The sequence below is a fragment of the Pseudomonas sp. RW3S2 genome (assembly GCF_014268955.1).
Taxonomy (GTDB): domain Bacteria; phylum Pseudomonadota; class Gammaproteobacteria; order Pseudomonadales; family Pseudomonadaceae; genus Aquipseudomonas; species Aquipseudomonas wayambapalatensis.
In genome coordinates, this window is record NZ_JABWRM010000003.1 from 1 (window position 1) to 12,014 (window position 12,014).

11 protein-coding genes, 1 tRNA gene and 2 pseudogenes are annotated in these 12,014 nt (G+C 57.1%); 11 read left to right on the forward strand and 3 right to left on the reverse strand.

What is annotated here, in order from left to right:
- The first annotated feature begins 854 nt into the window (after window positions 1-854).
- The 3 genes from HU748_RS05315 (at window position 855) to HU748_RS05325 (ending at window position 3,929) form a co-directional block, all read left to right on the forward strand.
- On the forward strand, window positions 855-1,337 hold the full coding sequence (locus HU748_RS05315; RefSeq protein WP_186719561.1) for a hypothetical protein: 483 nt from the start codon (window positions 855-857) through the stop codon (window positions 1,335-1,337).
- Between the two features lie 722 nt (window positions 1,338-2,059).
- Complete coding sequence (locus tag HU748_RS05320) at window positions 2,060-2,998, forward strand: hypothetical protein (protein WP_186719562.1); 939 nt, start codon at window positions 2,060-2,062, stop codon at window positions 2,996-2,998.
- Between the two features lie 70 nt (window positions 2,999-3,068).
- Window positions 3,069-3,929: a DUF5677 domain-containing protein gene (locus HU748_RS05325; RefSeq protein WP_186719563.1), complete on the forward strand. Its 861-nt coding sequence runs from the start codon at window positions 3,069-3,071 to the stop codon at window positions 3,927-3,929.
- 108 nt (window positions 3,930-4,037) lie between these two features.
- Here the strand turns inward: HU748_RS05325 and HU748_RS05330 are convergent, their stop codons facing one another.
- Both HU748_RS05330 and HU748_RS05335 read right to left on the reverse strand, forming a co-directional pair.
- Window positions 4,038-5,096: a phage portal protein gene (locus HU748_RS05330; protein ID WP_186719565.1), complete on the reverse strand. Its 1,059-nt coding sequence runs from the start codon at window positions 5,094-5,096 to the stop codon at window positions 4,038-4,040.
- Window positions 5,093-6,850 (reverse strand): annotated as a pseudogene (locus HU748_RS05335) (terminase ATPase subunit family protein). The gene HU748_RS05330 and the pseudogene HU748_RS05335 overlap by 4 nt, the downstream one beginning before the upstream one ends.
- Window positions 6,851-7,001: 151 nt before the next feature.
- On the opposite strand from HU748_RS05335, the pseudogene HU748_RS05340 reads away from it, so the two are divergent.
- Window positions 7,002-7,241, forward strand: a pseudogene (locus tag HU748_RS05340) (GPO family capsid scaffolding protein); the annotation flags it as partial.
- A 124-nt stretch (window positions 7,242-7,365) separates the two neighbouring features.
- The gene (locus tag HU748_RS05345) at window positions 7,366-7,890 is read left to right on the forward strand and encodes a tyrosine-type recombinase/integrase (RefSeq protein WP_238343298.1); all 525 of its coding nucleotides are present in this window, start codon (window positions 7,366-7,368) and stop codon (window positions 7,888-7,890) included.
- Between the two features lie 205 nt (window positions 7,891-8,095).
- Here HU748_RS05345 and HU748_RS05350 read toward each other — a convergent pair.
- Window positions 8,096-8,183 (reverse strand) — tRNA-Ser (locus HU748_RS05350).
- A gap of 124 nt (window positions 8,184-8,307) precedes the next feature.
- Here HU748_RS05350 and HU748_RS05355 point away from each other — a divergent pair.
- The 6 genes from HU748_RS05355 (at window position 8,308) to HU748_RS05380 (ending at window position 12,011) form a co-directional block, all read left to right on the forward strand.
- The gene (locus HU748_RS05355) at window positions 8,308-8,979 is read left to right on the forward strand and encodes a Bax inhibitor-1/YccA family protein (RefSeq protein WP_054892316.1); all 672 of its coding nucleotides are present in this window, start codon (window positions 8,308-8,310) and stop codon (window positions 8,977-8,979) included.
- Window positions 8,980-9,163: 184 nt separating this feature from the next.
- Complete coding sequence (locus HU748_RS05360; RefSeq protein ID WP_186719567.1) at window positions 9,164-10,543, forward strand: uracil-xanthine permease family protein; 1,380 nt, start codon at window positions 9,164-9,166, stop codon at window positions 10,541-10,543.
- Between the two features lie 86 nt (window positions 10,544-10,629).
- On the forward strand, window positions 10,630-11,022 hold the full coding sequence (tusD, locus tag HU748_RS05365; protein ID WP_186669820.1) for a sulfurtransferase complex subunit TusD: 393 nt from the start codon (window positions 10,630-10,632) through the stop codon (window positions 11,020-11,022).
- 1 nt (window position 11,023) lies between these two features.
- Complete coding sequence (tusC, locus tag HU748_RS05370) at window positions 11,024-11,383, forward strand: sulfurtransferase complex subunit TusC (RefSeq protein WP_186669822.1); 360 nt, start codon at window positions 11,024-11,026, stop codon at window positions 11,381-11,383.
- Window positions 11,383-11,679: a sulfurtransferase complex subunit TusB gene (gene tusB, locus HU748_RS05375; RefSeq protein WP_186719569.1), complete on the forward strand. Its 297-nt coding sequence runs from the start codon at window positions 11,383-11,385 to the stop codon at window positions 11,677-11,679. The genes tusC and tusB overlap by 1 nt, the downstream gene beginning before the upstream one ends.
- Window positions 11,676-12,011 carry a TusE/DsrC/DsvC family sulfur relay protein gene (locus HU748_RS05380; protein ID WP_186669824.1) on the forward strand — a complete coding sequence of 112 codons (336 nt, stop codon included), beginning with the start codon at window positions 11,676-11,678 and terminating at the stop codon, window positions 12,009-12,011. The genes tusB and HU748_RS05380 overlap by 4 nt, the downstream gene beginning before the upstream one ends.
- Window positions 12,012-12,014: the final 3 nt, after the last annotated feature.

Here is a 12,014-nt window from a genome sequence, read left to right on the forward strand (position 1 = left end):
GTTCAACGATGGACTGGCTCCGGCGAAAGCTGAAGAAAAACTCAAAACCGTGTCCGGGATGAGTTGACCACTACAAACCTGCCGAACAACTAACGGGGCGGAAGCGCTTCGGAAATTTTTCAATACCCTAATAACGCAAAAAGCCCTGAATAATCAGGGCTTTGAATATGGCGGAAGCGTAGAGATTCGAACTCAACAAAATCACAGCGACCGGGCTGGAGGCCTTGATTTTCGTGGGGTGCAGAGTGCGTTTGCGAGTGATTTTGTTCCCAGAGTGTTCCCAGAGCGGGCGTGTACGGCACCTCGCCAGGGGCACCCCAGTAGGGGAAACGCCGTTTCAGGTCGACCCATCAAAAAATGGTAATTTTGGTAATTGAGTTCAGGAAAAGCTCTGGAAACCGCGTGGATAAAGGGTTGCCGCGATTCTGAAAAAGGTAATTTCTGGGTAATTGAAAGGTAATTGGATTACCTCAAAGCAGGGTTGGGGACCTAAATATCAAACCCTTTAAAATCAGCCACTTAAGAAAAAATTACCGTTACCCTTACCTCTGATTACCTTTTGAGGTAATCGCTCAAAGCATTGTGTCACAAGGCCTACAGCACTGCTCTATACCCCTCCTAACCGAAATTACCATTTTCCAATACCCCCGAAAAAACCACTCTCACACACTCCCCTGATCAGTGAAGCTGCCCTATGCCTGATTGAGAACACAATGCTGTGCCCGATGAGTACCGTCTTCACCGCTGCCGCCCTCTTTCAGCTCTGAGGTGGGCTTAAGCTGGATGTGCAACCACTAGTGTCATGGTGCTATGCTCCGTGCTCCCCTCATGGACTGACGGAGTTCACACTCAATATGCTTTATGCAACAGTTGATTCCTTGGCAGCAGAGATTTCTCGCCGCTTGGACGAGCGCTTGGAAAAAGAATCGAATGCAGACGTGGCCACTGCTAACTACGAACAAGCTGGGGCGCTCTTGAAAAATGCCCTAGAACAAGGCCTGGAAGGACTCCTCGAAAAGGGTAGATATCGGGGAATCTACCTGTGCGGGCTCGAAATCACCGAAGTACCGGTTAGCTTCACCCTAAAAGGTATCGATAGGGTTGCCACCATCCCCTCTTTCAAGCTAATTCTGGGTGATGAGGCCTATGAAATTACACCAACGATCAATGCCTTGATCGGGACAATCACCTACGCGGTGTCCAATCGAAGCTTGTCTTTCGTCTGTCGAACCCTCCCGACAGGTGTTGATCTGATGATCAACCCTCAGTCTGGTCGCGAATTCACGGCCGCTCGAGCTCTAGAGTTTGTTGGCATGCTGCTGAACGGCAAGAACTAGTCCCCTTTCCCCCTAGGCGAGTCCTCCACAGGGTTCGTTGTGGGGGACACTGGTGTGGGCTAACACTGTGCATAGGCAGCCCAAAAAAATGCAACCACTCTCTCTGGCACACCCTGTGGGCGCTGCCACCGGTCCAGCCACGACCTCCTGCCACCTCGAGACATCTTCAATCGACGTCACTATGGCCCTGGCCCCAATTTAGGAGGAGATAAGTAGCTTTAGGCCTGAACTCGACTCCTCGGTTTGGGGACTCTGATTGCGAGTTCGCCATTCTACAAAGACCTAAAAAGACTCGCAGAAATCCTCCGTTTCATAAGCCGTTCGCGTCTCATAGCAAGCCTGGCTTGTCACGACAGACAACGCTAGGGTGCCGCAGGGATCTGCAGAACCGCATTCGCCCCCTGCCTATTTCCCTAGACTCATGCCTGCGCCTGCCGCGCCCCTGAGCAGGGGTGCGGAAATTCCGACACGTTTAGCTCGCAGGCGTGGCGGGGGACGAGTGCGCGCTCCGGGCGTTGGCTTACCTCGGCATCCCGATCTTGTTGCAGTATCATCGGAACCTCAGCCGAACCACTCAAAGCCTCATCCGCCCCACAGCGCGGCGCCGAGCGCGGATGCTGCATAGATCTAAGAGAAGTTCGTGACTTCAGAAGTTCTCCAAATTGCCCTTACCGTCACCAGGGCACTCTAAACCCTAGACTTAACTCAACAAGAAATAGATAATGACTGAAATATTAATAAACTGGCTCATCGACCCCAAGAACTGGGGAGCCTTAATAATAACTGCACCAATAGCAACATTTGCACTGATAGTCGCCATAAAGAACTACAAGAGAAAATCTGGAATAGCTATTAGCGGCAACTTTGGAATTACATCAAGCTCAAGATGCGAAGAAAGCTACGTATCCCATATCATTCTTGAAAACCTGAAAGACAGAGCAGTGACGATTTATGGGATATACCTTAAGGTAGGCCACAACTTCTACATAGATCTAGAAGACCATAATGATTCACCCCTTATAATGAAGCCCTACGAGACATACCATAAAAAAATGGGAGAGATAATTTCCTATGCAGTTAACTCAAACACAATAAAAATGGAGAAACTACTACAGGACGAAAAAACAAAAAAACGCATAGTACTTTCAACCAGTGAGGGGAAGTATGTAGTCCCCAAGAGGGTTAAGCGATGGTCTCCTATCGGGGAGTTTTTCAAAAACCACTTAACAGGGATAATTCATACAATCAGAGTTACTCATAACGGCGAATGCATCGGAGGAAATATCGCATTTATTGTTGACATCACAAGAAAGGATCAAACAACAGAAACAATACAGCTTATGAGATCAGACTATCGACTGAAAATTTTCAAAAATTTCAACCTAACCAAGGATTGCCTGGAGTCTAAAGACTCCCTTCAGAAATATTTAGAGCAAAAACAACAATATGGTTTAATCTCAAAAGACTCAATCATTAAAGTTCATGACTTTGAAGAAAACACAAACACCATCAGGGATCATTACAAGGGCGAGGAGATCATCGCAGAGAGATGGAGCGCGTTTTATTATTATATTTTCGGCCCCATATACACGCGCTACTCGAGACTCATGATGAACAGAAGAAACAAATGTGCAAATAAAAAAAATAAAAAAACCTCTTAAGACAGCATACAAAAACCTGCACACTAACGATTGCAGCGCAACTCTGCCAAACGAGCCAAGGGGCCTGAGAATGAAGAATGGAAATCTTTACAAAAGGGATGAGGAATTAGAATCTGAATTTAACGCGATGATTGGCCTTATGGCTGAAATGATCACTACTCAAGCAATGCTTCCTCCTATGGGGCAAATGCCTCCTCAGTGGTCATATGACCTGCATGATCTGTCGATGAAGCTCTTCAAGCACCTATGCTCATCGAGAACGCTTCTTGAACCTTGCCCTTTTGGCACACCCACTCACCGCCCGTTTGGGTATATTGATCATTCCTCAATTGCAGTCTTGACCAGATCATCCATTGAGAATTATTTGGTTATGCACTGGATATTCAAGGCAGAGAGCGATTCGCGCCGCGAATTCAATCACCGCATATGGGTATATTCAGGTTGGAAAAAGCGAACCAAGCTTTTTGCAGGCACCCCTGAGGCCAGAGAAGCTACTCTGCATGCAGAGGAAAACGCAGCAGGACTTCTAAGCTTGATTGAAACTTCTCCAATTTATCAAGGCTATGATTCGGAAAAGCGAAAAAAGGTCAGAAAAGGTTTATGGGATGTTGACTGGACTTGGAAAGACCTCGCTAAAGAGGCTGGACTGCACCATACCTACTTTGCTTCAATATACCCATATCTGAGCGGATACACACACAGCGATTTCATAAGCGCCCTTCAGGTAGGGCAAGCGAAAACGCTCCAGGATCAGTACATGCTAGGCGTGGCCTCAATTTCTACTAATCTCATGATCTTGGGTCATTTCACTTACTTTTACGCCGAAATGTTCCCCACAGCCAAAGCAGTATTAGAAAAAAGCGCCGCCAAGGCATTAGTGGATAGATGGCATCTCCGAGCAGAAGATATGAATTTCTTATATGAGAAATAAACTAAAAACATGCCGTCTCGATGACGGTTTTTTCACATCTTTGATTGTTTCGACGTAGAGCTGGTGTTCCACTACCAGCTGGTCGCCTCGTTCACTGCGCAGGGGATTTCACCTCCGCGCTGGTACCTCGAAGGGTGCAAAACGCACCACCTCCTCTCCAATCCAGTCATTGACCTGGCCCAGGCGCGTCTGGACCGGCTCCAGCTCATTCATCGCCCAGATCTCCGTCGCTTCCTTGATCGATCCGAACCCGCCAGCGTTCTGAGGCACAATGCCCATCAACTGCGGCGGAATGCGCAAGGCCGCGAGCAGGTCATCCCGGCTGATGTTCTTGATCGCCCCAAAGTCATCCTTGGCCGCCACCTCGCTGATCGGCAGCAGCTGGATGCCGTCCTTCTTCCCGTTGGGCGCGTACATGAACAGGTTGCGGAAGTTGCCCGGCCCTTTGCTGTTCTTCATTGCATCCCGCAGGTCGTCGACGAACTTCTCGCTGTGGGCCGGATCGGTCATGTAGAGAATGAAGCCGGCGTGGCTGCCGTTCTGGTAGTACTTGCGCCGGAACAGCGTGGCGCTCTCGTTCAGTAGCGCACTCTGCAAAGCGGGCTGCCACTCGGGCAGGCCGTAAATCTCCTGGTTGATATCGGCCTCGCGCAGGTGGCAGATGCTGCCGGTCTTGAAGGCATGTTCATCCTTCCAACCCCGCACCTGGTAATAGGTCTCCAGATCGATACCGCGGCGCATGTACTTAGCCAGGCACGGTTGCAGCCCAATGGCCTGGCCAAGCATGTTGTCGCGCTTCTCCAGATACAGGTTTCCGCACCACCCCCAGTCCATAACGATCTGCTCGAACGCGTGCCGGGTCAGAAGCCGATGGGGAATGAAGCTGCGCACCAGCATGTTGCGCTTGAACGTCAGCCCCGACTGCAGGTACACGCTGGCTTTGGTCGACCGGGCCAGACCATCCAGATTGATCGGTGGCTCGTACCAGCGCCCGTTGGACCAGCACTCCAGGTAGTCCAGGATCTCGCGACCATCCAGCACCGGTACCGGATCGCCGAACGTGAACGCCATCGACTCCCCACCGGCTCCTTTGACCAGCACCTCGCCCTCGCGGGCCGGCTGCGCCAGTGCACCACCGCGCTGGCGGCGCTTGTTCGACTTGCTCATGAGTAGATCTCCATGAAGCCGGTGTTGGCCGCGGTCTGGCCCTCCAGCGGCTCGTTTTGCAGTGCGTGAAAGAGTGCCCAAGCCAGGTCAGCGTGGCCGGTGGCCTCGTTGCGGCCGGCGGTGTAGGTGAACTGTCGCCCGCCAGCGGTGATGGTCTTGCGGATGGCCATGAGCGACTGGGCGACGTCCGTCCAACCGGCATCGAACTCCAATCGGCCTTTGCTGATCACATCCACGGCCTTCATCACCAGGCGCGTCTTCACCTCGGGGCTATAGGAAAACGTCCGCAGACCTGGGAAGAACTGGCGCACCAGCTGGGCCACGGCAGCGCCCAAGCCCGTGGTATCAATACCTATGTAGGTCACCCAGTAGCGTTGGGTCACCTTGCGGATGGTCTCGGCCTGGGCGTCGAAATCCATACCACGGAACTGGTGCCGCTCGAGGATGCGGAACTTGCCGCCCGGTACCAGCGATGGCGCCACCACGACCAGACCCGCGCTGTCGGTCGTTTCAGCCGGGTCATAGCCGACCCAGACCTGCCGGTCGGCAAACGGCCTGGCTGCGAAGGGCTTGTAGTCATCCCACACCGCCCAGCTATCCACCATGCACGGCTGCAGCATCGCCAGCGGGAAGATGCTTGCACCATCGTCGACGAACTCGCACATCAGCAGGTTCTGGAAAGCCTCGGCGTCGTACTCAATGCGCAGGTCGTCCAGATCGAACAGATCGCACCCCCGCGCCTCGGCGTCGAGGATCGTCACGATCTGGCGCCAGATCTTGTCCTCCCCCAATCGCCCCTACTGCAGCGCTTGATGGCTCACATCGAGCTTGATGTGCTTGGCGGTCGGCTTGCCCTTGTTCAGACGCTCGCCCGTCCACCATGTATATGCCGGGTGCGCCATGCTGCTTGGGGTCGAGAAATACGTCTTCCGCCAGCGCTTCTGAAGGGCCATGGCCGAGGCGGCCTTGTTGACCTCCTTGAACCCGTGGACCCAGAAAAATTCGTCGAAGTAGAAGTTGCCAGTTCGGCCTTGGGCCGTGCGGTAGTTCGTGCCAAGGAAGTGCAGCTCGGCATTGTTCCAGAGCACTATCGGGTCACCGGTCAACTTGACGCCCAGCACCTCATTCATGAACGACTGCATGTAGGTCTTGAACTGGTGCGCTTGGGCCTTGCTAGCTGACAGGAAGATCTGGTTACGACCCGTCGTGATCGCGTCGATCAGTGCTTCCCGAGCAAAGTAGAAGGTAGCGCCGATCTGCCGGCTCTTGAGTACCATGCGGGTGCGCTGGTTACCGGCCCGGTACCAGTCCATCTGGTAGTCAAAGCAACTATAGCGGAACGCCTCAACAAGCGTTTCGATCTGCTGTTCGTCCAGTGCATTGCGCACCGCCTGCTTTTTCGGCCCTTCGTTACGCTTGGCGATATTGGGGTTTAGGTCGGTTTCGGTACCGCCGCCCTGGTAGCGCTGAATTCGCGCCTGGCGCTCCAACTGCCTGTGCAGCAGGTCAATCTCTTTGAAGTCCCCGCCAGTCTTGCCCTCCTTGAGTATCAGCTGCACGAGGCGTGCTTCGAGGGCACCACCGATCCGCTCGACGTTGTCCGCCCTGTCCCACTCGTCGCGGGCCTTCCAGCTGTGGACGGTCTTCTCCTTCTCGCTTAGGAAGTCGGCGATATCGGTGATACGCCACCCGGTCCAATACAGGAACTTGGCTTGGCGGCGTGCGTCGGTGGTGGGTTGGGCGATAGCGTTCATGGCGCCGATGCTGCCGTTCGCGCGCGCGATCCCCTACTAGCGCTGCCTGTAGGCCCCTGCCCTACAAACCCCGCGCATTGCTGCCGACCGGCGCGCTGCGGACCATGCCCTCAACGCAAGGCACACCGCCACCGCAACGAGGACGCCCAGCATGGCCGGCAAGACCGAGACCCCAGCCAAGAAACACCGCAGCAAGTTCTTCCGCGTCGCCGTCGAAGGCGCCACCACCGATGGCCGCACCATCGAACGCCAGTGGCTGGTCGACGCTGCCGAGACCTACAGCACCAATACCTATGGCGCCCGTGTGTGGCTGGAGCACTTCCGCAGCCTGCTGCCTGATGGCCCCTTCAAAGCCTATGGCGACGTGGTAGCGCTCAAGACCGAAGAAGTCGGCGTTCGATCCCACCGACGGCATCACCATTTCCCTGCCGGATGCTGACGATCCCGATCCATTCACCCGGGAAGAGATCGACGCGATTCTCACGCAAACGACCGAGCGACAGCAGGAGATCAACCTGTCGCAGTACATGATCTGGTCCGGCCCGCGGGTCAGCGAGGCGATTGCCTTGGCCTGGGAGGACGTCGACTTGGCGGCCGGTACCGTGGAGATCCGTCGCGCGCGGGTCGCCGGGCAATACAAGGTGACCAAGACACGGCGGTCGACGCGCAAGGTGAAGCTGCTCGCACCTGCCCTTCGCGCGCTGCAGGCGCAGGAGAGGTTCACCAGGCAACTGCCGGCGGAACTGATCCAGGTCGTCGAGCGCGACAACCGGACGATTCGGGAGCAGCGTGTGCGCTTTGTCTTCCACAACACCGCCACAGGTGAACCGTACCGGTCCTCGGACGTGTTGCGGCACGGGTGGTGGATCGGCCACCTGGAGAAGGCCGGCGTTCGCCAGCGTGGTCCGAACACCTGCCGGCACACCTTCGCCAGCCAGATGCTCAGCAGCGGACTGGCCACGCCAGCCAGATGCTCAGCAGCGGACTGGCCACGCCAGAGTGGATTGCGGATCAGATGGGGCACACTTCGACGGCCATGATCTTCAGGCACTACGCGAAGTGGATCAGCCAGGACGGGCCGGATGTGGTGGGGTTGTTGAACCAGGCGCTCAAGTTGAGCTGAAACGCATAAAAAAAGGGGCCATGACGGCCCCTTCCTTTTGCCCTCGATTCCCAAAATGTTCCCAAAACGTTCCCTTTTGAGGGGTCGCCTAAGATAAACATCAATGAAATCAGGCGCTTAGATGGCGGAAGCGTAGAGATTCGAACTCTAGGATAGTTGCCCATCGACGGTTTTCAAGACCGTTGCCTTAAACCACTCGGCCACGCTTCCAGCTTGTTTTGCGGCGGCAATCATACCGTAATGAAACACGCTGTCAAACTCTCTCTGTCGCCCGTTGCAGAGGCTCTGTTATGATCTTTGCATCTGAACGTTTCAAACCCACAGGAGTGTCGCCATGCGCGAACAGGATTACGCCGTACAACACGGCCAGCAGGTCGAGCAGCAGGAGGTCAGCAAGGTCCTGCGCAACACGTACAGCCTGCTGGCGCTCACGCTTGCCTTCAGCGGCGTGATGGCTTTCGTCGCTCAACAGATGCGCGTCGGCTACCCGAACATCTTCGTGGTGCTGATCGGCTTCTACGGGCTGTTCTTCCTCACCGCCAAGCTGCGTGATTCGGTCTGGGGCCTGGTTTCTACCTTCGCCCTCACCGGCTTCATGGGCTTCATCCTCGGCCCGATCCTCAACCGCTACCTCGGCATGGCCGGTGGCGCTGAAGTGGTCAGCTCGGCCTTCGCCATGACCGCACTGGTCTTCGGTGGCCTGTCGGCCTACGTGCTGATCACCCGCCGCGACATGAGCTTCCTCAGCGGCTTCATCACCGCGGGCTTCTTCGTGTTGCTGGGTGCCGTGGTCGCGAGCTTCTTCTTCCAGATCAGCGGCCTGCAACTGGCGATCAGTGCTGGCTTCGTGCTGTTCTCGTCGGTCTGCATCCTGTTCCAGACCAGCGCCATCATCCATGGCGGCGAGCGCAACTACATCATGGCAACCATCAGCCTGTATGTATCGATCTACAACCTGTTCGTCAGCCTGCTGCAGCTGTTCGGCATCATGGGTCGTGACGACTGATCGTTAGCGATTGGACGATTCAGGAAAGCCCGCTTCGGCGGGCTTTTTTGTGCGTGGATGCTTTTGGGGTGCACGCCCCTCTCCGCCACGAAGAAGCAAAGAGCAGCCCAGTCAAGACGTACCTCTACCCCTTCGCCGTCGGGCCCCGTAGAATGCGCTCCTTTTTTCTTCGGGGCGGTTTCCCATGAGTTCACTCGAACACGAGCCGGGCGCGACGGCGCCTGCCAACGAACTGGTCCTTGGCCTCGAGGACAAGCCGCGGCCACTGATCGGTCTGCTGGCGGCTCTGCAGCACTTGCTGGCGATCATCGTGCCAATAGTCACGCCTGGCCTGCTGATCTGCCAGGCGCTGGGCGTTTCGCCGCGGGACACCAACCTGATCGTGTCGATGTCGTTGGTGATCTCGGGCATCGCAACCTTCGTCCAGTGCAAGCGCTTCGGGCCATTCGGCGCAGGGTTGCTGATTGTCCAGGGCACCAGCTTCAACTTCGTCGGACCACTGATTGCCGGTGGTGCGCTGATGGTCAAGCAGGGTACGCCGATCGAAGGCGTGATGGCGGCAATCTTTGGGGTCGTGATCGCCGGCTCGTTCGTGGAGATGGGCGTTTCGCGCATCCTGCCATTCATCAAGCGCCTGATCACCCCGCTGGTGACCGGCATCGTGGTGCTGATGATCGGCCTCACCTTGATCAAAGTTGGCCTGATCAGCATGGGTGGCGGCTTTGCGGCCATGGGCAACGGCACCTTCGCCAATGGCGAGAACCTGCTGCTGTCAGGCGTGGTGCTGGCGATCATCGTGGTCCTCAACCGGATTCCGGTGGTGTGGATGCGCAGCTGCGCCATCGTCATCGCGCTGGCGGTGGGCTATGCGCTGGCAGGCTACCTGGGGCGTCTGGACTTTACTGGCATGCACGAGGCCGCGCTGTTCCAGGTGCCGGTACCGCTGCACTTCGGCCTGGACTTCTCCTGGGCGCTGTTCATTCCGATGCTGGTGATCTACCTGGTGACCTCGCTGGAAGCCATCGGCGATGTGACAGCCACCAGCAAAGTGTCGCGTCAGCCGGTCGAGGGGCCGGTGTGGATGCAACGCATCAAGGGCGGGGTGCTGGTCAATGGGGCGAACTCGCTGCTGGCGGGCCTGTTCAACACCTTCCCCAGCTCGATCTTTGCGCAGAACAACGGGGTGATCCAGCTGACGGGTATCGCCAGCCGTCATATCGGTGTCTGGATCGCGCTCATGCTGGTATTGCTGGGGCTGTTCCCGAGCGTGGCCGGGGTGATCCAGGCCGTGCCGGAGCCTGTACTGGGTGGTGCGGCGATGGTGATGTTCGGTGCGGTGGCGGCATCAGGGATCAATATCCTGGCCAGCACCCGCCTGGATCGTCGGGCGTTGCTGATCATCGCCGTGTCGCTGGCCCTGGGGCTGGGCGTGGCGCAGGTGCCGGAGTTCCTGGCGCACATGCCTGCGGCGCTGCGTAACGTACTGGAGTCTGGTGTTGCCACCGGCGGTATCTGTGCCCTGGTGCTGAACTGGTTCCTGCCAGAGAGCCGGGAACGCGCCTGACCATCTTTGCAGGCAGACAAAAGCCCGCGCCTACAGGTGCGGGCTTTTTGCTTTATCATGACGGCACTTTTTTACACGAGCCTTCCATGAAATTCGCCATCGCGGTGTTTTCTCCGGCCCATGCGCCCTCCTCGCGCCGCGCGCTGCGCTTCGCCGAGGCGGCCCTGGCCGGCGGACACGAGATTACTCGACTGTTCTTCTACCAGGACGGGGTGCACAGCGCCTCGGCCAACGTCGTCGCGCCTCAGGATGAACAGGATGTGGCGGCGCAATGGCGCAGCTTCGTCAGCCACCATCAACTCGATGCGGTGGTCTGCATCGCCGCGGCATTGCGCCGGGGCGTGCTCGACGAGGCCGAAGCCAATCGCTACCAGCGCCCTGCCGTGAACCTGCCCAAGCCGTGGGAGCTGTCTGGTCTTGGGCAACTGCACGAAGCTGCGCAAGTGGCAGACCGTCTGGTCTGCTTCGGAGGCGATTGAAATGGCCAGCTCTTTGTTGATCATCAGCCGCCAGGCACCCTGGAATGGGCCATCCGCCCGCGAAGCGCTGGATATCGCGCTTGCCGGTGGCGCCTTCGACCTACCGCTGGGCATGCTGTTTCTCGATGACGGTGTCTTCCAACTCGCCAGCGGCCAGCAACCGGCCCTGCTGCAGCAGAAGAACCTTGCCGCCAACCTGCAGGCGCTCCCGATGTTCGGGGTCGAGGAGCTGTTCGCCTGCGCGCACAGCCTCCAGCAACGCGGACTGGACGGCAGCACGCTAGAGCTGCCGGTACAGGTCCTCGACGATGCAGCACTGCGTGCACTGATCGCCCGTTTCGACCAGGTGGTGACCCTCTGATGACGACCCTGCATGTAATCAGCCATTCGCCCTTCGGCGACAACCGCTTGACCAGTTGCTTGCGTTTGCTGGACAACCAGGACGCGCTGCTGCTGTGCGGCGATGCAACCTACGCCCTCAAGCCCGGCAGCGAGCCTCACCGTGTATTGCAGGCTGCTGGCCTGGAGCAACGCCTGTTCGCCCTCGAAGAAGACCTGCAGGCCCGCGCAATCCCCGGCGAGTTGGCAAAGGCCGTGGACTATCCCGCCTTCGTCGCGCTTTCGCTGCACTACGACAAGGTCAATACCTGGCTATGAGCGACCTGATTGTAGGCAATCGCTCGATTGCCCTGGACAAGGACGGCTTCCTGGTCGACCTGCAGGACTGGTCCCATGAGGTCGCCCAAGCCCTGGCCGCCCGTGAAGCGATCGCACTGACCCCGGACCACTGGGAAGTCCTCGAATTGCTGCGCCAGTTCTACGACGAATACCAGCTTTCGCCAGCGACCCGTCCGCTGATCAAGTACACCGCCCTGAAGCTGGGCCCGGACAAGGGCAACAGCCCGCACCTGAACCGTCTGTTCAATGGCACCCCCGCCAAACTGGCCGCCAAGCTGGCGGGCCTGCCCAAGCCGACCAACTGCATATGACCG